Below are 22,131 nucleotides of genomic sequence, written 5' to 3' on the forward strand. Positions count from 1 at the left end.
GCTTACTTCCCTTCTCGTGCTTTAATCGCTTTTACTGCAGCAGCTGCATGAAATTTGAAGTTCTGATTTTTGGTACTGCGGGATATTTCGTCTATTTTATTTAGGCTTTTTTCTGTCCCAATTTCCTTGAGTACACTGAAGACCCTGACCAAAGTCAATAAATTGGATGGATCAAGCTGGTCTAATACGGCATCCTCTGCCCGACTCCCATAGGCAATCAACTTTTTCGATGCATTATGAGACTTAAGAGGCTCTTTCAATAATTTTGCTACAGCAATAATCCCTTCGGAGGTTTGATGTTTTAGAATAGAATCCATGATAGCATCTGATCCCAAGATATTGACTTGAGATAATAACTCTATTAAAGCGGGAACATCTTCTTTAGTGGACCAAACCACCAGCGCTTTCGACGCATCAGCAACGACAATGATATCTCCACTCTTCAAAACTTTGATCAAGATTTTTGAAATCTCAGGACTTTCTTGTGTTGGATTGGCTTCACTTAATTTTTTCAGCGCAGCCTTTCGCTTCAATACGTTTGTTGTCGCCAAGTCCTGAAGAATGTTTTTAAGATCCACATCGATATTTTCAGGGATCTCAAACTTACTGGCTTCCTTACGTTTCTTAATTTCCGCTTGATGCTTCTTTTGCAACTCTTTCTGATCAGCTCGATATTTCAACAGTTCGGCTTTAGTCATTTGTTTCGAAGAAATCGTGATCGGAATTTTATGCACGCTTGTTTCAGAACGACGAAATAGCTTGTAGTTCATCGTTAGGCTTTTCACACCACCTTGCTTTTTATCAAACTGAATCGTACCTGTTCCCGCCAGTTCTACTTCAGGACTTCCGTCAACCATCGCGATAGTTCGATAAGAATGCTTGACTTCAATAGAAACATCCTCTGCTGTCTGTCCAGTAATTCTATAGTCAGTTGTCTGTTTGGCCCCCATTGTTTTTTCCACATTCGTGCCTCGTAATGTCAACGGGATTCGATCTGAAGAAATAATCGAAATACTGGTTTTTTCACTTTCGGACCACTCAGTATTATTCTCAGGAGAAAGTGGGATCAGATTAATTTCTGATAAATTACCAATCAGATAAGGGAGTGAGGAAGAACCTTTTATCGTATCAATTTCGCCGTATCGATTCATATTTAAAACATGCGGTTCAAAAGATCTCATCATGTTATGGGTCAGACCTGTAAAAGGGGATCTGTGACGATGCAATCTCATGGGATGGATTAATAATCGTTTACTTTTGCTTTTCTTGGTAGAATTCAAACTTCCAGTACATCGTAGCGAAATACTATCTGAGTCTGACTTGATCACTTCATATTGTTCGACGCCACTTAATGTTTCCGTATAGTCATCCAATGTGGCTATGATGTCGATCCGATAAGCAAAATGTTGTCCTTGTTCCCATGTGTATGTCAGCTTCGTTTTCTCTGCTGCATAACCGGAAACTTGCACAAGAAACACCAACATCGCCCCTAAAATGATCTCAGAAAGACGCCGAGTTACAAAGTGAAAGCCATCGAATCGAGAGGCAAACAAATCTCGCAATTGAATTCCTGATAACATAAGAAACTCCCAAAGAAGGAATTAACACGGACAGGTTCAGATATTCATTTCAATGTACACAATCCAACCCCAACCTGCACGAAAGAAATACAAAAAACTGGTTCGATTGTGAATCGCCCGCAAGCGTCATATCGGGTCAGTCTTTGAGCAACCAATCAACAGCAGCAATTTCTTTGTTTGCCGTTTTATTGAATATCTCGACTTTATTTAGCTGGTCGGCTGAGCGATACGTCGCCTGTACCAACTTGGGGACTGATGTGAAGTTACTAGCAATCCAGAGTGCCGCTGGCTGGCACAGAGACAATAACCCGTTGACATCACCATATTTCACTGCTCCAGGCCATAGTCTGAGATCACGAATGTTAGTAATCTCAGCAAAACGAAAGTCTCCAGGCCCGACAGCTAAGTGGTTGATGAGATTCGGAGAATGGGCACAAGCAGCGGCAGCACGGACTCCTGAAAAACCAAAACCAACCAGCGAAATGGACTGGGGATTGCTTTCATGATGTTTCGCAAAAGAGAGAACATTCAAAATGTCATGTACCTGTTTTGAAAATATGGGGTGATTATAGCCCAATGTGAATCCAGCAAATTCACGAGGATTCTTCACTACCGGCATTTCCGTGGGAGCAGGTTGCTTCTGATTAAAATCGCCTTGATAAAGTACATCGATTCCGGCAACCGCTGTTCCCGCATCAATCAGCCGCTGAATGGGGGCCGTCGGTAGACCATTTTTTTCCAGCAAACCAGATTTCCCCTGATCGTGTAACCAGATCACTACTTTATTGTTCCAATCCTGAGGTAGAAAGAAGAGAGCCGGAGTCGATTCACCATACTGTTTATTCTTGATAAGTGTATGATATTGGCGATATCCCTGCTTCTCTTCTTCAGAAATATTTTCTGCTTCCAAATCATCAGCAGTTGGCAAGGGCCGGCCTATCATCACATCGATCGCTCCTCCCACAATCTTTCGATATTTTGCAAGGCTTGCCCGATCGCTGGGAGTCAGCTGTTTAATTTGATCTGCATTATTTCTAGCCAATGCATGTAAAATTTTGATTTCTGATTTCTCATCGCTGGGAGGTGCAGGATACTTTTTATCCCAGACGGATAGTTCTTCACGAGTCAATGGGATAAAGTCAGGCTCGATAATCGGTGACGTAAGCCCCAGCTTGAAATGTTGATTAAAGAACTCATACATCATGGCGCGACTGACGTAGTTATAATTATGCGGGAATGGATAATATTTGCCGACTACGTTTTCAGGGACTCCCATCATCTTGAAGTGCTGTTTCAGCTCGGGCAAACCTTTGGTCTCGATTTCTTTGGTCCAGTCATTCGCTGCAGACATGCCGAGGGGACGAGGAGCCAGGAGTGCCGCAAACTCAATATTTCCAGTGTTGATTCGTAAATAGCTTGCGTTTTCACAGGTACACCCCCCCTGCATCGCAGTTGAAACCATTACTGCCGGAAACGCAGCAGTAATGCGATCATCAATAGCAGCTAACACAAATGTTTGAGTTCCTCCACCACTAGCACCAGTAATACCAATGCGTTTCTTATCAACTTCTGCTAAAGAACTCACCCAATCCAGCGCACGAATTGAATTTAGCGTTTGTAATCCGAGCGCATTGATCAATCGTAATTCTGCCTGCGCACTGAATAGGCCCCAGTTCTTTTCGCTCGACATCTCTGACCGCTGTTTTGCGAAACGATGAATCAACTGGTAGCTCAGACAGAATCCATCGGCATACCCCAACATGTCATAATGGAATACCATACACCCCATACGAGCCAGTTGAACGCAACGTGCCTGAAGCGGATACCTGCCACCTACCTCGTATTTTTCTGCACCAGCTTTAATATCTGCCTGAACACGTTTTTCTCCACTGTCATAAAAGCGACCTTCCGCAAAATGCCCATGCGGAGATAAAATCATCGGAAAAGGTCCCTGTTTCCCTTTGGGACGATATAAATTACCAGTCACAAATAAACCGGGAGAACTTTCAAAAAATACTTTTTCAACTGTATAATCATCCCGATCTACTTTGCCATGCAGCGTTGCCTTGATCTCTGTATTTTCGGGTTTCGGCCAAACACCTGCAGCAACCATGATTTGTCGCCTGACATATTCTGCCCGCTTTGCCCATGCTTCAGGTGACTCACTCGGATTAAACGGAAAGTACCCATTCAGGTCTTTTAATTCCTGGAAACGGCTGTCAGTGAACTCAGGTATTTGATCGTCAGCAAATGACTGCCTGCTCCCACAAGCCGAATTAAAAGCGCTTGCTGACAACAATGCTAAGCCAATATTTTGTAAAGCCGTTCTACGATCTATTGAGAATTGGTCATCGTTCTGAAACATCATTCCCCTGCTTTCTTCTAAGTTGCATAACGACAGAAAATTCAAGCCAGAAGCTCAACCTTGAAAGTTCTTCCAGTCTAACCACAAGCCCTGCACAGGTGCCAGCCTGAAAATAACTTTTTGAGCAACGGGAAATATTTCTCTACACCTTAGAATCGATCTGCCAACAATCTCCTCCGATAAAGAAAGGGAGCCATTCACTTTTAGTATCAGAATAGTTGGTATGATTCAATATCCATGAGCAGCTACACCCGTTTCTTCACCCAGACCACTGTGCCTAAAAGGATTATAAGTACGATGCCTGCAATCAGGCTCCAGTAAATCGAAATCTGCTCAGGCTGTGGAGCAGGATTGTAACTAGGCACATGATAGCGTTCGCCCTTGGCCTGAGATTCTGGATGATTGGGAAAGGCTTCTGCTTTAATACTCAGGTCTTTCCAAAGGACCCGCACCGGTGTTTTAATATCGCTTTGTTGCACTCCTAATCGTAACAGGTCCACATCTGCAGTCCCCAGTTCGACTTCACGTAATTCACGAAATGGCTCACTTGCTCCTTCTGATACAAAAAACTTTAACATACTGCTTTCTCTTACCAGCCTTAATTTTCCGATGTTCGTTTTTGTATCATACAGTTTCACATTATAGTTTCTTTTCGAAGCTACTGTTGTCGACAAAGTGGTACTGAAAACGTGTTTGTGTTCAGGTCGCAAAAGCCGTCCGATCATGACAGCCGATTCTTTCTCATCATGCATTCTGAGATAGAGGCTTGGCCCCATCCCATAGCCGGACTCTGGATCCTTCCAGGAGGGAACTTCAAATGATGCGGTAATTTCAAAATCACCTTGAATCTGAAACCGCGGGCTGACTCCGACTGCGGATAATTTGTATCCTGTCGGCAATGTGAATAATAAACCTTCAGAACGAGGTTGTAATAGCTTCACAGTTCCTCTTCCCAGCGGAACTAGTAACTCATTGTCAAACTGCTCACCCCAAAAACTGAAAAAATGTTCTCGGGCATACTCTTCTGCTACCAACGGTGAAAAAACCGTTATCATGAGACAGAGGCATAAAACAAAACGAGAACCGATTTTGAGCCAATATTTCATATTCCCAAACCTGTCGACTGTTCTCCTCCGGAAATCGTTCCCGCTGATCGCCAGACTTCGGCATTGATATTTTCATTGACAAACCGGACGGCACCATCCCCCATCAGTACATTGACCCCATTCATATGCCAACTGGAGGGGTTCATGATAACTCCATCCCAAGTAAAACCGTTTTTGCAGCTGGTACGGTTGGGGGTCCTAACATGGTTATATCGAGTCCAGTTCATATTACCTGCTAACCAGGTTTGCCCTGACTCAACATCATACTGATACGCGCTGGCCGTCTGTGGTGCCAAGCTACCACAAGCATCAATGAATTGGTTTTCAGTCCAGACTCCCTGGAGGTTATACAAATCTGATAAAGGATCAATCAATGTATCATCCCAGGTCCCTTTCGCACGCTCGCTAAACATAGCCGTATTGGAGAGCCCATCTTTGACATCGCCCAGTCGAACACTACTATTCTGACCGAACATGCCATTACCCTCTCTACCAGACCACGAACTCCCATTACAAGACCGGTAGTTATTTGGGCCCCAGCGGCTTTGTAATCGACTCAGGTCACTGGGGCAAATAAACACATTCAACTTTGCCTCAGCTGCTGGACCGTTGAGCACTTCATGAAACCGCTTTGTTAATTCTTCCTGAGCATCATTGGCTGCATTCACAAAAGGATGAAATGGTGCAACATCAAAATTTAGCAGATTGTAGACTGCCGCCTGATCCAGGTAAGGTAATAACATTACGTGTGCTGAGTACCTACGGTCGTTTAAGGTTCCCAACGAAGAGATCGGGCCATCATTATCATGACCTACTCCGAACGGTAGAACTTGATGCACTTCGTGGTATGCTTGCAGTGCAATGCCAATTTGTTTTAGATGATTTGCACATTGCGCTTTTCGCGCAGTTTCACGAACCATTTGCACAGCTGGAACTAATAGCGCTACCAGTAAGCCAATAATCGCTAAAACGACCAATAATTCAATAAGAGTAAATCCACTGCGTCGATTATTATCTGAATGAATTTGCTTCGTTATAAGTACCAACTATTCTTTTCCTTTATTGATGAGTCTTAGAGCAAACCTCCACAGTTTAACGACTTTAGAACCCATTAAACCTTTTATTAGACATACTTAACTTTTACTTTCTGCTACTTGTTTTTAATTTTGCCAAAAAACTTTCTAATTTACGAATTTTCTTTGTTAAGAAACTGCGTCAACTATACAACTTACTAGTGAGCACAACGTAATTGTGCAGACTTTCAGAGATAGACACGTATTTAAATGATGACTTGGCACTAATTTCTCGATTTGTTAATTCAGCGTCTTTGCAAGTGAGTCAACTCACCTAGAGTTCTCCTAGAAACTCTTTATGAACATTTTATCAAATATTCAGAAAAACATTATTATTTTATGAAGACGCGTTAGTAAAACATAAGCTAATTATATTTATATACTTACAGTTATTTAATTCAAAAGATTTTGTTCAAACTATCTTGGCGTTGCCTTAAATTACATTATTTTTAATTGTCATACTTGCCCTGTAGACGACAGTATACTAAAATAAAAAACAGGTATAACACTCAGGCTATTACGTTAACATTTATGATAAAAAAAGTAACTCCTTTTTATACATCCCTGATGGTTAATATCTTTTTTTAAAATCCTGATTAGATTTCTTTTTGGGTAATACGTTTATGGATTCCTGTTTGTTTCAGGAATGTCAACTTAGTTCACTTTAACTTTAAGAAACGAGGTACTTTGTAATGGCAGGCACCAAAGCAAACCTTACACAGCGACAACAAGAGATTTATGATTTCTTGAAAGACAAAATTATTAACCGAGGTTATGGACCAACTGTCCGTGAAATCGGTGCTAATTTTGGCATCCGCTCTCCTAATGGCGTGATGTGCCACCTGAAGGCTCTGGAAAAGAAAGGGCTTATTACCCGCGAATCTCATATGTCACGAGCCATTCAGCTGTGTGATCACTCACAAAAACGAACGCGTCTTCCACTGGCAGGACAAATTGCTGCAGGTAGCCCGGTTCTTGCCGTGCAGGATGATGAGCACATCGATTTCGGACCATTATTTGATCCAGATGATCAATTCTGCTTGAGAGTCAAAGGCGTCTCAATGATCGAAGATCAGATCGCCGATGGTGATTACGTCGTGGTCCACAAGCAAAACACTTGTAAAGAAGGCGACATTGTTGTTGCTTTAGTTGATGGCCAGGAAGCGACACTAAAACGTTACTATTCTGAAGGTGACCGTATTCGCCTTGAGCCAGCAAATTCCAGTATGCAACCGATTTATTCTAAAAACGTTGACATTCTTGGAGTTGTCACTGGCGTCATTCGAAAATACTAGGCGATCCCTCAGAAGACGACACGGTTAATTCGAATTCAGAATGATCTATATTTTGGATGTTTCCCAAAAACGCTCTGGTATTTTACCAGGGCGTTTTTTCATGCGCGAAACACTCCAATCAACCAGCGGCTCGGGTTTGATATTGATTCAGCTTGTTATAGAGAGTTTTCAGGGCTATTCCCAACTCAGCTGCACATTTAGGCTTGTCACCGTCATGTTTGTCAAGCACATGATAAATCACTTCCATTTCAATATCACGCAATGTTTTTCCCTGGGTACCCTCTGTCCAATTGACCGATGAGGAACCAGCGAGAGGAATCACTGAGTCTTTAGTCAGATTGGATGGTAAATCGGTAGGCATAATCTGCACACCATCCCACAGAATAACAGCATGCTCCAACGCATTGGCCAATTCGCGTACATTACCTTTCCAGTCATAATCCTGTAAAATCTCAATGGTTTCCGGAGCGAGAATGTCTTTAGAAATGGAGTCTTTTTTCAAATGTCGTTTCAACAATACACGCGAAATTTCCGGGATGTCACCTTTACGCTCGCGTAAAGCAGGCAGTCGAATTTCGAAGGTATTCACACGAAAATATAAGTCTTCTCGGAAAGTCCCCTCATTGACCATTTCCTGTAGATCTCGATTCGTCGCACAAACAATCCTGACATCAACGTGAAATGTCTCGCTGTCACCAACACGTCTCACTTCGCCTGATTCGAGAAAACGCAGGAGCTTCACTTGCATTGTTTTATCTAATTCACCTAACTCGTCTAAAAATAACGTACCGCCATTGGCAATTTCGATCAAACCCTTACGAGGAGTGTCTGCACCAGTGAATGCCCCCTTCCTGTGTCCGAATAGTTCGCTCTCCACTAGATTTTCAGGCAGAGCACCACAGTTGACAGGGACAAAAGGCATCGACGCACGAGAACTCAAGTCATGCACACGGCGCGCCACCAGTTCTTTACCTGTTCCAGTTTCACCCAAAACCAGAGCAGTAGAATCTGTGGGAGCGATTTTTTCGATCAGCTTTTTCACCTGCAACATTGGTGGCGTCTCACCGACAATTTGACAAGGTCCTTCTGCCAACTTGAGACGTGATTCAAGTGCATAATTCTTGTTCTGTAAAGAACGCTTATCAGCGACTTTTTGCAGAACAGTTGCAATATCGATCAACTTACAAGGCTTAGGTAAAAAGTCATATGCGCCGCGGCGAATCGCCTGAATGGCTTCATCAATACTTCCATGACCAGTACTGATAATCACCTCGGTCTCCGGAGAAACTTTATTAATATGATCCACAACATCCCAACCACTGAGCCCGGGCATTCGTAAATCAACAATGGCAGCATCAAAGGTGATCTTATCCAAAGCAACCAAAGCCGACTGACCATCCTCACAAATGGTGACATCATGTCCCATACGTGGAAGCTCGATTCGCATCACTTCACGAATGGCCGCTTCATCGTCGACAAATAAAACCCGTAATTTATTGACCGAATTACTCAAGTTGTGCTCCTTCTTCCTGCTTTGACATCCTGTCAAAGAGAAAGCCATTTAATAAATTTGATAACCGAATGGTATTCAGGAAGGAATAGGTGAAAGGTTCTGAAGAAATTCTGTTCGAATCATGCGAACTCATTTTTTTCTCCAGCATAGAAACTTAACAATGTAATTCCGAAACCGGGACTACATCCAGGACCTTTCTCTGCACAATGCGCGTAAAATAAGGAAGGGGAATTCTTAAAGCGATATGCTGTACAGAGAACATCCATTTTCTCCTGTATCGTTAACTTTGCGTGAATCAATCATGGGGAGAGACGTGTAATATCACATTTTAAAAATCGTGGCAATCGGAGAATTTCAAAAATATGAATTTCATAAAATTTACTTAACTAATTACGCTGCCTTATTTTGTGCCTTTGACTTTTTAGGGAGTTCTACAAAAATCGTACTTCCCTGCCCCAGACCTTCACTTTCGACTTCGATCTCCCCACCATGATCCTTGATAATCCGATGTGTGATCGACATCCCCAAACCAGTCCCAGTCCCATCAGCTCGCTGGGTGAAAAAAGGATCAAACAGCTTTTCTTTGACTTCCTGGGTCATGCCACAGCCATCGTCCTTAAAAACCAGTGCCACGGAATCTACATTTTCACGAACTAAAATTTCTAAAGTCCCCCCTATATCCATCGATTCCAAAGCATTAGTCATAATATTAAGGACCACTTGTTTAATTTCTGCAGGATTGAATTCCGCGTTACATGGATTCTTTTTAGCAAAAAGGATATTCCGCCCTTTCAAACGTTTAATCAAACTGACCATCGAGCAAACTTCTTCAATCACTGCCACCAGATCATTGACACTCCTCTCTGAATTTTGACCGCGTGAAAAATCGAGTAGCTTGGAAGTGATATCCCTACACCGCATCGCTTCGCGCTGAATTAAGCCGAGATATTGCTCAGCGACTTGAATATCTGCTTCTTCACAATGCGATTTTAAATCGACCATTCGCCCTTGCAGAGATTCAGAAGCCATCGAAATCGCAGAGAGAGGGTTATTGATTTCGTGAGCGACACCAGCAGCCAGAACACCTATTCCCGCCAGCCTTTCCGAGCGAACAAGCTGTTTACTGCGTTCTTCAACCTTGTGATTCAATTCATCACGTTTTTCTTTAAAGCGCAACGTCATATGGTTGAATGCTTCCGCTAGCTCTGCCATTTCATCATTGGATTTAATCACAAATTGGTGATCAAAATGCCCCTGGGCGACAATCCGGGCTCCTTCATGCAAATCCTGGATAGGAGAAAGTACAGTGCTGTAGCCATACCACATGAGGCAACCAAATGCGATAAAAACCACCAGACACGTCACCCAGACTATATTATATCGGGAACGATAGACACTCGATGCACGCTTTAAGGCTGCCTTGTTCCCAGTGGGAACTTCATGCAGCTCCAGCAGCATGGATTCGAGATGCGCGATCTCGAAAATCATCTGCTGAGCCGTTTTACGCCTCTCTTGTGGATTTCCCAGATTGGCTTTTTTAAGTTTGAGTTTTTCCAAAACTCTTATACTGGCGCCATGTTCGCTAAGTTGTGATTTAACCCAGCCTTTCCAGAGCGCCACAGTTGGATCTGGTGGCAATTGATCTACTTTTTGTAGAAAGCTCTGGATTTCCGTATCAACCTCATTCAACTGCTGTTCAAACTTTTGTTGGTAATGGGTACTAGCTTCAGCATGTGAATTCAGGATTTTCTGGAGAGGTTCATTAAGAGCCACAACAGACATAATCAGTCGATCACGATCAGGCAGGCTATTTAGAGAATACTCAAAATCCTCGACAGTATCACGGTAAGATCGCAAACCGGAAACAGCCCCATAAGCCAGCAGAATCAACATAAAAAAGATGATCCCCAAGCCTAATCCCAATTTTCGTCGAATTGTTTGTGTAAAGAACACACTGACCTCCGTGTCACAAGTCCTTTATAATCCCCTGAAATAAGAGTGGGATCATATCTGAATTGGATTAAAAATCCAATGTTAATTTAGGAGACTTCCCCGTATGGACAGAACTCTGAGTTGAGAGAGAATTCTGGGTCATAATCAGTCCTCTCGAGATGACTGATTGGAGCCCTTTTTCCAGCGCGCCTGATGAACCATTTCTTTTCGATAGGAATGTAAACCTGACATCAAAATATCAATCGCGCGGGAAAAATCGCGAAAGGCTTTTAAATATTTTTTCTTTTCCAATCCTTCCTTGGCTTCGTAATATATTTTATTATGGGCCGACCATTCAATGGTCCATTCTTCTTCCATTGCCGCGCGCTGCAGCTCAGATTCCATTGTTGTCAAGTATTGCAGAAAGTCCGTATTAAATTTCAAACGTTCCGAACGATAAGGTTTCCATTCTACAGTTTTACTGTGATCCAGATATTCCTCATGTATACTAGACTCTCGTTGAGAAAATAACTTTCGCACCAGCAACACAACTAGAAGTGACATACCCCCAAACGTCAGAAATTCACCTCTGTCAAATTTTGTGAGTAACCACATGACGATTCCTGTTGCAACCATAAGTGAAGCAACCCAGACACCTGCCAACCACCACCATTCACTCCAGCTCTTCTCTAACTCTAATTCCGGCTCTGGTTCCGGGGGTCTTTCCTGTGAAAGATTCCCATCGGGAAGTTCTCCCACTCGTACCACAATCACTGAAATATTATCAGATCCACCCCTTAAATTTGCCAGATTGATCATCAACCGGCAGGCATCACTGGGTTCCAGATATTTGGCAATCATTCCTATTTCTTCATCTTTAAGATGGCTCGTCAGTCCATCACTGCACAAGATATATCGATCACCTTCCATCACCGGATAAGGGCCTTCAATATCGACTTTAACGACCGGCTCTGGACCTAACGAACGTGTAATCACATTACGAGGTTCATTTAAGTAAACTTCTTCGGGTTTCATTCTTCCCTGACGGATCAGTTCCCACTGTAGACTATGGTCGAATGTGAGCTGATCGATGCGGTTTTCGCGAACCCGGTAAACGCGACTGTCGCCCACATGACCGATTACCGCTCCTTCTGGGCACAGACAAATCGAACTGCAGGTCGTTCCCATTCGCATAAATTCACGATTCGCCATTCCGCGTTCATTAATCGCCTGATTGGCAACTTCAATGGCTGATTTCAACGACTTGGCAACAGGACCCGGTTTATTTTTAAAGAAAGTATGCGGTACAGTCTCTGAGGCAATCTTGCTAGCCAATTCGCCGACAGCATGCCCTCCCATGCCATCAGCGACAAGAAAGAAGTGGCCATGATCGCGCCAGCTCTCCTGGTCTTTACAAATGCGAACAGATATTGAATCTTCGTTATTCCTCCGTCGAAAGCCTACATCACTCTGCGATGCGAACTGAACCGGATGTTCCCAACGCATTGATTCTCCTTAAAGCAAGTCATGAAACGGCAAATTCTAACCTCTAATCGCACTACCTAATATCTTGGAGAGAAACGAGATCAAACGCCAGAGCACACGATAAGAAAACTCGTTTTTGTTATTGAAATTTAACAAAAACACTCTATTCAAAGTCCGATAAAGCGGCTCACTTGAATAGTTGTACCCCGCTTGTGTTTTCGAATGAATCAATTTATCTTAAGCCTAATTCGACCCAGGCATCGTCTTGCCAGTCAAATTGTAAACATAGGCCATGATTTCGACGAACACTTCATATAACTCAACGGGAATTTCCTGACCAGATTTGACATCGCGATACATCTGTCGCGCCAATGCTTTGCGTTCGATAATTGGAATTCCATGCTCATTCGCAATTTTTCGAATCTGAAAGGCGATTTCACCGGCTCCTTTTGCAACCACAACTGGGGCAGGCATTGATTCGGGATCGTACTTGATTGCAACCGAGATATGCGTTGGGTTGGTAATCACCACATCTGCGCTTGCTACTTTAGAAAGTTCTTGAGACATGGCCAACTTCCGATGTGCCTCTTTTCGCCGTTGACGAATCAAGGGGTCACCTTCCATGGATTTCATCTCTTCACGAAGCTCCTGCTTGCTCATCATCAAGTCTTTTTCATGCTTCCATTTCTGAAATGCAAAATCCAACCCCCCTAAAATAATCAAAGCTAAAGCGAGCAATATTCCCAACTCAACCGACGCACTAAAAATATCATGCATAATGGTTTCCGGAGCAGCTCCCATTAATGCCAGAAAATTGGGAAACATGATATAGCTGAACCAGATTGCAATTAGAACCAACAAAAATATCTTACCGAGACTGATGGCGAGTTTGACCAACCCACGAATAGATAGAATTCGCTTGGCCCCCTCAATAGGATTGAGCCGTTCCCATTTGATTTGCAGCACATCGGGGGAAACCATAAAACCGACTTGAACAATATTAAAACAGATGGCAGAGATAAAGAGCGTCAGCATAGCCCCTATTGTCCCACCTAGAAAGAGCTTGATCACTGCTTCGCAACGTTCTATTAACATTGCTGGCTCCATTTGCAACCAAACCGGAGCCGTCAATGTGACTTCCATCAAGTCCTTCATATTGCTGTTCATAGTGATGGCAAAGAAATAGAGAACTGCGGCAGCGGCCAGCATCATTCCAGCCGCGTTCAAGTCAGTACTTTTCGCAATGTTCCCCTTTTCACGGGCTTCATTGCGCCGATGATCTGTGGGTAGTTCGGTTTTTTCTCCTGAATCATTCTCTGCCATATTAGTAGTGGTTCAATCTATTTTACATCACTGTACTACGACTTAATTGATCTATCGCCATCGGAACAGATTCAATCACAATGTCTGCGAGTCCTGTTAAAGTAAATACAAGAACCGCTACACTCACTACCACACGAATCGGAAATCCAATCACCAATACATTGATTTGGGGGACTGTGTGCCCTAGATAGCCCATCGCCAGGGAAACCAATGCACTAATTGCCAAGAGAGGTGCAGCAACTTTAACCGACAACACTAATGACTGATGCATGATGTTCTGAAGCACATCCAGTGTATTTGTAGAAACGATCCCCTCACCCACCGGGAATACTTGGAATGTGTCGATCAAAGTAGAAAGAATTAATAGATGACCGTTAATCGGCTCCATAACTAAGAAAATCGAAATCCCCACCAAATAAAGAAACTGACCACTGAGTGAAGCATTCATATCAAAGCCGGGGTTGAATACCTCCCCTAAAGCCATTCCCGCTTGTTGATCAGCCATCTGTCCTGCCATCTGTAGACTTAATAAAATGATGTAGACTCCCAGTCCCAGCGCGAAACCTAGCGTCAGTTCCCCTAAAATCGACCAGATATAATCCAACAATGAAGCTGGCATATTAGCGACAAATTGATAGTCGTTCACCGTTAATTCCCGTGTCCCCTGGCGTCCACTTTTAATAATCAAATTATCAAAGCGGTCATGTAAATGTGTAGGTACTTCATCTTTACTGAGCCGCTGATTCTGATTTGCATCGAGCTCATAAAAACCAACGATCACCTGATCATGCAATGTTGGTGTGATGAGAATAGAAAGGCTGAGAACTAATAAAACACGTATATTCGTGGGAAAGATCGGTTGACCGAATACTGGTCCAATAATCATCAAGCCACTAATGCGAACCATCACCAAAGTAAATGCATAAAACTGTAACATCGCCCACTGCAAAACCTGTGCTGGAGCTACTTGCAAAAGAGGATTCATCAAGTATTGATCGAGAATTGCACTCACTGGTTTCTCTTTTTCACAGTTTCAATGGCCGTAATGGGGTTAGAGGCGAGACGGAATCTCTCTAATCAGATTTGTGCTATATTCCATCATTAATGCAGTAACCCATGGCAATGTATATAGAATCGCCAGTACCATCATCACGATTTTAGGAACAAAACTAATTGTTTGATCTTGAATCTGAGTGACTGCCTGTCCGATGCTGATGACTAATCCCACAACGACGGCCGTCAACATCACCGGGCCACTGACCTCCAGCATGATCAGCAATCCTTCACGCCCTAAATCCAGAACTGTTGAAGTATCCATACTTTTTACCTGTAACTAATAATGACATAAGCGCAACGGTAGCGCTCCAGTCAACCGATGATCCTGACGCTTTCCAATAGCATTCCCACAGTCAACAGCCAGCCATCGATTAAAACAAACAACAAAATTTTAAATGGAAGTGAAATCAATACCGGAGGCAGCATCATCATGCCCATACTGATAAGGATTGAGCTGATAACCATATCAATCACAATAAAGGGGAGGTACAGTTGAAAGCCAATCAGGAAAGCTGTTTTCACCTCGCTCAACATATAGGCTGGCAATAAAACTGTCAGTGGAACTTCGTCGTAGTCTTTTGGAGGTTGGTAACTTTCCGCTCCCGGGGTTCCGGGAATCGGTTGCTGATACTCTAGAAACATCCAAACTGTATCACTGTTTCCTGTCAATTCAATTTGATCGCTCATGAATTTGCGAAGTGGTGCAACAGTTTTTTGAAACGCATCTTCCATAGAAACCGGTTTTTGTTGAGTCTGATTCGTATAGGGCACAATTCCTTCTTCATATGACTTTTCCCAAATGGGAGCCATCACCATAATTGTTAGAAACAGGCTAAGGGATGTGAGCACCTGATTTGGTGGTAACTGCTGCGTGCCTAATGCCTGCCTCAATAATCCGAATACAATGACAAATCGAATAAAACTCGTGGTCATAATAAGTATAGAAGGCGCCAGACTCAGCACAGTTAATAATAAGAATACTTTTAGAGTCGAATTTAGCCCTTGAGGAGATGTCATCTCTTCGACATTAAAGATCTCAGGAACCCCCGTTTTTCCTGTGGGCTGTTGTGCTAATGCAGATGGTCCCTGAGATACTTGTGAATTCTGATTGGCGGCTCCTTGATTTGAAAGCGCTTGATTAACCGGGGGCTGAGCCTGCACTGTTTCTGCTATCAGGACTATCAGAAGCATAAATACAACCACACTCATTACTGTCCTACACAGAGGAGCAGTAAAAGTAAGGGGTGTTATTTGCTGGTGCCGCTTTCTAAGCATGCCCGGGCTCCGAACTCTCATTCACAGATTGTCGAGAGGTATGCAGAAGCTTCTGTTGTAGCCGAGAAACAGCTGCGTTGTAATCACCATGTTCTGGTGATCTGGCAGGTTGTTCGGGTTCAGTACGTACATACTGTTTAAAACGGTCTACAGCTCGATCCTGTCCATTCTGATCCGGCTTGTTTTGAGTCGATTGAAATAGATTCAAAAACGTCGAATTTGAACGTTCGGCCTGTTCACGTTCCCGACACATACCAGTTATAAGATCGACTTCGACTGGATCTAAAACTTCACTGAGCATTTCGAGACCGGCAGGAGAAGAGCCTAAAATCAATATTCGAGAACCACAGCGCACAAAATGAATCGTCTGACGTGCATCCAAAGGCCGTTTTCCCAGAACTTCCATCACTTCGCGAGGTAAATTTTTAGATGCAAGAGGAGAATGTTTCTTAAATATTTTTGCACAGACCAGAATAATCGAAATCACAACAAATAGCGCACCTAATGTTCCCCAAAGGGAGGGAGCGCGTTTTTGTAAACGATCCCCGTTCTGACCATTTGCGTTCTGAGTTTGTCGATCCACAGGCGTAATCGGATTGGAACGTGCTTTGTTATTGGTATCATTTGTAGAATCAGCTTTGATTTTAGTCACTCGTGCTGATCGTGAGGTCACTGGCTGGACAAACTGGTTGGAAGCAGATGGAACAGCTCCCCTTCCCTGAGTTCTTTGTGCGATAATATGTCGCGATTGTTGTTTATAAGTCTGCGTTTCATTTATATTCGCTCGTAGCTTACGAAACTCGTTATTTCGCGCAGACGAATTCACATCCTCTGACATTGCACTCGAAAGACAATGCATACTACAGACTAATATTAGTCCAGATAAGTAGAAAAAACGAATCATCAAACCCTTTTCATCGTCAACCGTGTTGATAAACAGGTAATTCCGTTTTCGTGGCTTGCACTTACAACTCTGGTGAAATAATCTCTGCGACTCGCACACAGAAATTATCATTCAGGACCAAGACTTCGCCCCGAGCGATAATTCGACCATTAACCAAAATATCCACAGGATCACCAGCCAATTTATCTAACGGAACAACGACTCCTTCTTTCATTTTTAATACTTCTTCGATTAACAGCTCTGTTCTGCCGAGCTCAATACACAGATCCAGCTCAACATTTTGCAATGAAGAAAGCGCCATTGCTTCTTCAGGGCTACTAGCCATTGATTCAAAGTTTGGAAATTCAAATTCTTTGGTCCCTCCCAAGTCCGCTGGGATTCCACTCCCCGGCCCTAAATTAGGAGAAATCGCAGCCGCCAGGTTTGCTTCAGCCTGATTCAGTAATGCTTCGGTTTCTTCGTGAGAAGAGATAGGCATTCCTGATTGATCACCAGATGGGGAAGCATGCTCATCAAAAAGAGACCCAATATCATCATTATTAACAACTTGACTTTCTGTTGATTCAGTCTCATTAGCTTTTGCCTCAGAGCCACCATCCTCTGAAGCGGCTCCTTGCAGCAATTTTTCGATATCAGAAGGATCAAGAAGATCACTTGTTGCACTCTCAGGTTCTTCTTTAGGAGTCTCTGCCGCGGCATCATCCGAAGTCGTACCTTCCTCCTTCGCATTTAACAGTTTTTCGATTTCAGAAGGATCTAAAAGATCATCATTCTCTTCAGCCACGATTGCGCCTTGATTTCTTAACCATGCATTATTGTGTCATTGTGCGATATTCACTGATAACGATTTCAGTAACATAACTTTTCTTGAGAACTTTATTAATCGCCTCTTTCATCATACGTTTCATCGTACCCAATTGAGGGTCGTTAAGATCCGATAAACTTGATTTGCGAACCACTTGAATGACAGCTTGTTTGACACGTGCTTTGCTTTTTTCTTTGACCATGCCACCAAAATCTGACGCTGCTCCCTCACCAACAAGAGCCACAAGATTAAAAGTAACATGAATTGTTGCACCTGGTTCAGCGATGTTGTTCGTGACACTGAAATTATCAATAGGGACTTCTGCTGTATCGGTCTGTTCTTCAGGCATCGGTTCATCCGGGAGCTCAGTTGGTTGCTCTGGGGCCAGCAGCCAATAAGAAATGCCGATCTGAAGGGTAATTACAAGCAGTAGTAATCCTCCCACCTTCAGTAACTTTGCTTTTGAGTTATTACCTGAGACAGCTGTCTCTTCGGTGGACGCATCTGCTTCCGAATCGACACCAGGATCTTCTGTTTCGGTGTCTGTTGCCACGAGTCTCCTCCTTGAACTCTCGCATTTTGTTTGATGAAAGACAAATCCTTTGTCTTTTTATTCACGTCGCTTCTCACGAACGTTTTATTTCACAGGCAATGGTTTAAATCCAAATGAAACAACAATTCCATTTGGCAGAGTCTATTAATCGTTCTTTATTCACGATTGCCTGTCTTTGGAGAGACTATATACGCATCAATCAAAAATACGTCAACCCGACGATTCAAGTATTGTTCCTCTGGATTTCGCGTAATGGTCTGCGGCTCTGCATCACCAGATGAACTGACGATTAGTCTTTCCGGAGCGATTCCCTTAGATTCCAGGTACTCAGCAACATTTTTTGCTCGGTAAAACGATAGTTCCTGAGAATCTCGGAACTTTGAGTCCTTTGGGAGAGGTTCGGGAGATGCATGACCACGTACAACGAGACGGTTCGGTCTGGATGAGAGAATCTCCGCAATGATATCCAGCTTTCGCTTGATTTCAGAATTTAATTCAGCAGAAAACCTCCCAAAACTAGCACCTCCGCCCAATGTTACTTCCGTTCCGCTGTTGATGCGCTCTACTGTTTTGTTAGGCCCGCCACCACCAGCAGATTTTTCTTTGCCGGCTTTAGTACCCCCATCAGAACTTGATCCCTTAGAAGCCGGCTTTTTCTGATTGCTGGTAGGTTCCAAATTTTTCCCTGGTACAGCAGCAGTACCGGGATCTGAACCAAAGCGCTCCCGCAAGGAATCGAGCATGGCGCGAACACTTCCTTCGTCGGTACGAATTTCACTCATCGATACCAACATGATGAAAAATGTCAACAAGAGAGACATCATATCACCATAGGTGACAACCCATTCTGGAACGCCTGGAGGTCCATCATCTTCCGGCATCGCCATCTGAGAACACTCCTTTTTTGTCATTCATACAATGAGCTAACTTGCAAAACTTGTCACGCAAGTTAATAACGACAGTTCCACATGTTGTAAGAACGATGTTAAGCTGCAGCCTGGCTATCTTTACCAACCCGTTGATCAATCGGAAGGAACGTATTCAATTTCTGTTCGATCACTCGCGGATTATCTCCCTCTTGGATGGCGATCAGTCCTTTGATGATTACTTCTCTCACCTGGAATTCCTGCTTACTATAATAAGCCAGCTTATCAGCAAACGGTAGAAAAAACAGGTTGGAAACAACGGCACCATATAACGTTGTAATTAACGCGACGGCCATACCTGGGCCAATAGCTTCCGGATCATCCATATTCCCTAACATGATAATCAAACCCATTAATGTACCAATCATCCCGAACGCAGGTGCATAACGGCCCACGGTATCCATCAGAGATTTTCCATTTTTATGTCTGCCCGCAACAGCTTCCATCTCCGTTCTTAAAATTTGCTCCATTAATTCCACATCAGTACCATCGACGGCCATCTGGACTCCCAACAAAATAAAGGGATCCTGAATCTCTTCTGTTTTGGCTTCCAAAGCCAAAATACCATCACGACGGGCAATTTCAGCAAATTCCACGATTTGCAGAATAACAGGCCCCAAAGCTTGTTGATTAGGAAAAAATATTTTCTTGACAACCTTTGGAAAAATAAGCATCGCCGCGCCGGGAAACGCAATAAACGAGGCGGCAATAGCTCCCCCGACGACAACAGCAGCAGAGGGAATATCAATAAAGGCAGCAAAGCTCGAACCAGGCGCAATTGCGATTGCCAGCAAGAGCAATGCGATTCCAGCCACAAGTCCGCCAGCTGTTGCCTTATCCATTTCTACTAAAATTCCTGAAGAATGATGACTGTCTGGTGATCTCGAATGAAAAACGCTTTGATAGCAATTGGCCCCAATTAGAGGCCAGGTACGAGGCGGATCGCTCTTGAGTAAGCGATCGAGCGTTTGACTACTTCTTCGACACTCTCTTTTACAATCAACCGATCATCCGATGTCAAAGTAATAAAAGTGTCTGGCCTGCTTTCGATATACTGGATCAAGTTTGCATTGATCACTAATTCCTCACCATTCAGCTTGGTCAATTTGATCATGCTGCCATTCTCCTTAGCACAGCAATATCTTTGTTCGAATTGCAAGGAATTTTCATGACACTTTTACTATCGTCCCAGAACCAGAAGCTCATCTACCAATTGCTGCACCGAACTGATCACTCTCGCATTTCCTCGATAGTTAGTCGAAGCCACAATCAGGTCTACCAGGTTCCGTCCGACATCCGTATTTGACAACTCAATGGAACCGGCACGAATGGTACCTGCACCAAAGTTACCAGGAGTCACCAGGAACGGAGGTCCAGAACTGACTCCCTCCTGAAAGGTTGAGTTCCCTGATTCCAATAGTCCTTGCGGATTTGAGAAACGAGCCAGTGTGACTTGTCCCAAGGTACGAATGATTCCATTATCAAACACACCATTGATGATACCTGTTTCATCAATCACAAAACTGGAAAGTGTCCCTGGATCCGAACCATCCTGTCGATCCAGCTTTAAAGTACTTCCCGCTGATTGAGAGGAAATACCAGAGATATTTGACAGATCAAGTGATACATCCATTTCATCAGCTGCTGACAAAACTCGACTCACTGCAAATGTGGTTGGTGTAAAGTTAGTCACTTTTCCCTTACTATCAAAGGTGATCGTTCCATTTGAGACCGCGATATCACCATCATTATCATCAGCACTCTCAAGGAAGTAACGGAACACTGTATTATTGGACGTACGCGATTCTAAGACACTTGTCATTTTCATCGTAACTGGCTCGCCCAGAGAGTCAAAAATCACAAAGTCGGTAATGGCACTTTCGCCATTTGCCGATTGAGATTCAGTAAATGGCATAGCGACAGTAGCACCATTTGAAGTCAAATTCCCAATCGTAATGTTAATATCATTGACTACCCCGGAGTTGCCAACAATCTGAAATTCGCCTCCCCCTGTAATGGTGACTCCTGGTTGACCTCCCGTACCACCATCATTGGGAATCGCACCTCCACTTTGAATCCCCAATGTTGAATCTAAAAAAGTAGCAAAATCTGCGGCAGTTGTTCCTGCACCTACCACCAAAGTCAACGGATCAAGCGATCTCCCCCCCTTACTGGGCGTAAATTCCAGAGTCTCACCTACCGTAAACAAAGGAGTTCCAATACTGGCTTCTACATCCGTCAATAACGTAGCCCCAGTAATGGCAGCATTCGCATTCCCAGCATCGGTAAGTGCTCCGCTCGTTAATACTGTTCCCAGTGTACCGATTGTTCCCGTAGGTAATAGAGCGCCACCTATATCTACATTCCTGGTGGCCTGAGCTACATTTAAATCTCCCAGGGGAACCTCGATATCTGTTAGAGTGGTAGTCACAAGATTAAAATCTTCATCCACTCCATATCCCTGAACTTTGAATCCACTTTGATTAGTCAATAAACTCTGACTGTTTAATTCAAAGTTACCATTTCGCGAATAAGCCTGACCATCGGGTCCTTCCAGTATAAAAAAGCCATCTCCTTGAATGGCTAAGTCTGAAGGACTGGTACTATTTGTGACACTTCCCTGAGTGAAATCTTTTCGGATCGAAGCACTTAAAGCCCCCAAACCAATCTGACGGGGGTTCGTACCGCCGTTTGTACCAGTAGGACGCGAACCCACACCCAGTGTTCGCGATAACTGAGTGGTAAAGAGCACATTCGATGCCTTGAAACCATTAGTTCCGGCATTAGCAATATTATTTCCTAATACATCAATGCTTGTCTCATTCAGAGATAAACCACCAAGTGATGTATTTAATGCAGATGTCAATCCCATGACTACTCCTTGGTTGAATCAACCAGCTTAAAAAACCTAATCCTTTGGTTCTAATCGCGCAGCATCAG

General features: G+C 43.5%; 19 protein-coding genes. 1 reads left to right on the plus strand and 18 read right to left on the minus strand.

Going from position 1 to position 22,131, the window contains the following annotated elements; all coding sequences use genetic code 11:
- Window positions 1–2 precede the first annotated feature (2 nt).
- From V144x_RS18240 to V144x_RS18255, 4 genes are all read right to left on the minus strand, one after another.
- Entirely contained in the window at window positions 3–1,580 is a 1,578-nt protein-coding gene (locus tag V144x_RS18240) for a hypothetical protein (RefSeq protein ID WP_144986836.1), read from the minus strand.
- Between the two features lie 136 nt (window positions 1,581–1,716).
- The gene (locus V144x_RS18245; protein WP_144986838.1) at window positions 1,717–3,948 is read right to left on the minus strand and encodes an alpha/beta hydrolase family protein; all 2,232 of its coding nucleotides are present in this window, start codon (window positions 3,946–3,948) and stop codon (window positions 1,717–1,719) included.
- 242 nt (window positions 3,949–4,190) lie between these two features.
- Window positions 4,191–5,051 carry a DUF1583 domain-containing protein gene (locus tag V144x_RS18250; protein ID WP_144986841.1) on the minus strand — a complete coding sequence of 287 codons (861 nt, stop codon included), beginning with the start codon at window positions 5,049–5,051 and terminating at the stop codon, window positions 4,191–4,193.
- Entirely contained in the window at window positions 5,048–6,097 is a 1,050-nt protein-coding gene (locus V144x_RS18255) for a DUF1559 domain-containing protein (protein ID WP_144986843.1), read from the minus strand. Before V144x_RS18255 ends, V144x_RS18250 begins: the two co-directional genes overlap by 4 nt.
- A gap of 719 nt (window positions 6,098–6,816) precedes the next feature.
- Here V144x_RS18255 and lexA point away from each other — a divergent pair.
- Complete coding sequence (gene lexA / locus V144x_RS18260) at window positions 6,817–7,419, plus strand: transcriptional repressor LexA (RefSeq protein WP_144986844.1); 603 nt, start codon at window positions 6,817–6,819, stop codon at window positions 7,417–7,419.
- Between the two features lie 118 nt (window positions 7,420–7,537).
- Here the strand turns inward: lexA and V144x_RS18265 are convergent, their stop codons facing one another.
- The 14 genes from V144x_RS18265 to V144x_RS18330 all read right to left on the minus strand — a co-directional run bounded on the left by V144x_RS18265 (window position 7,538) and on the right by V144x_RS18330 (window position 22,063).
- Complete coding sequence (locus V144x_RS18265) at window positions 7,538–8,932, minus strand: sigma-54-dependent transcriptional regulator (RefSeq protein WP_144986846.1); 1,395 nt, start codon at window positions 8,930–8,932, stop codon at window positions 7,538–7,540.
- Between the two features lie 390 nt (window positions 8,933–9,322).
- Window positions 9,323–10,885, minus strand: coding sequence for a sensor histidine kinase (locus V144x_RS18270; RefSeq protein ID WP_144986848.1), 1,563 nt, complete (start codon window positions 10,883–10,885; stop codon window positions 9,323–9,325).
- 144 nt (window positions 10,886–11,029) lie between these two features.
- Complete coding sequence (locus V144x_RS18275; RefSeq protein WP_144986850.1) at window positions 11,030–12,370, minus strand: PP2C family protein-serine/threonine phosphatase; 1,341 nt, start codon at window positions 12,368–12,370, stop codon at window positions 11,030–11,032.
- 222 nt (window positions 12,371–12,592) lie between these two features.
- The gene (flhB, locus tag V144x_RS18280; protein ID WP_144986852.1) at window positions 12,593–13,672 is read right to left on the minus strand and encodes a flagellar biosynthesis protein FlhB; all 1,080 of its coding nucleotides are present in this window, start codon (window positions 13,670–13,672) and stop codon (window positions 12,593–12,595) included.
- A 22-nt stretch (window positions 13,673–13,694) separates the two neighbouring features.
- Window positions 13,695–14,684: a flagellar biosynthetic protein FliR gene (locus V144x_RS18285; protein ID WP_144986853.1), complete on the minus strand. Its 990-nt coding sequence runs from the start codon at window positions 14,682–14,684 to the stop codon at window positions 13,695–13,697.
- A gap of 39 nt (window positions 14,685–14,723) precedes the next feature.
- Window positions 14,724–14,990, minus strand: coding sequence for a flagellar biosynthesis protein FliQ (fliQ, locus tag V144x_RS18290; RefSeq protein ID WP_144986855.1), 267 nt, complete (start codon window positions 14,988–14,990; stop codon window positions 14,724–14,726).
- A 50-nt stretch (window positions 14,991–15,040) separates the two neighbouring features.
- Entirely contained in the window at window positions 15,041–15,919 is an 879-nt protein-coding gene (fliP, locus tag V144x_RS18295; protein WP_232102571.1) for a flagellar type III secretion system pore protein FliP, read from the minus strand.
- Between the two features lie 76 nt (window positions 15,920–15,995).
- Window positions 15,996–16,907, minus strand: coding sequence for a FliO/MopB family protein (locus V144x_RS18300; protein WP_197998501.1), 912 nt, complete (start codon window positions 16,905–16,907; stop codon window positions 15,996–15,998).
- A gap of 61 nt (window positions 16,908–16,968) precedes the next feature.
- Complete coding sequence (fliN, locus tag V144x_RS28435) at window positions 16,969–17,691, minus strand: flagellar motor switch protein FliN (protein ID WP_197998502.1); 723 nt, start codon at window positions 17,689–17,691, stop codon at window positions 16,969–16,971.
- 28 nt (window positions 17,692–17,719) lie between these two features.
- On the minus strand, window positions 17,720–18,265 hold the full coding sequence (locus tag V144x_RS18310; RefSeq protein ID WP_144986861.1) for a flagellar basal body-associated FliL family protein: 546 nt from the start codon (window positions 18,263–18,265) through the stop codon (window positions 17,720–17,722).
- Between the two features lie 155 nt (window positions 18,266–18,420).
- Window positions 18,421–19,152 carry an OmpA/MotB family protein gene (locus tag V144x_RS18315; protein ID WP_144986863.1) on the minus strand — a complete coding sequence of 244 codons (732 nt, stop codon included), beginning with the start codon at window positions 19,150–19,152 and terminating at the stop codon, window positions 18,421–18,423.
- Window positions 19,153–19,250: 98 nt separating this feature from the next.
- Window positions 19,251–20,033, minus strand: coding sequence for a motility protein A (locus tag V144x_RS18320; protein ID WP_144986864.1), 783 nt, complete (start codon window positions 20,031–20,033; stop codon window positions 19,251–19,253).
- Window positions 20,034–20,110: 77 nt separating this feature from the next.
- Window positions 20,111–20,305 (minus strand): flagellar FlbD family protein, encoded by a 195-nt coding sequence (locus tag V144x_RS18325; protein WP_144986866.1) that lies wholly within the window; start codon window positions 20,303–20,305, stop codon window positions 20,111–20,113.
- 66 nt (window positions 20,306–20,371) lie between these two features.
- Entirely contained in the window at window positions 20,372–22,063 is a 1,692-nt protein-coding gene (locus V144x_RS18330; RefSeq protein ID WP_144986868.1) for a flagellar hook-basal body complex protein, read from the minus strand.
- Between the last annotated feature and the right edge of the window lie 68 nt (window positions 22,064–22,131).

This window comes from Gimesia aquarii, from assembly GCF_007748195.1.
GTDB lineage: Bacteria > Planctomycetota > Planctomycetia > Planctomycetales > Planctomycetaceae > Gimesia > Gimesia aquarii.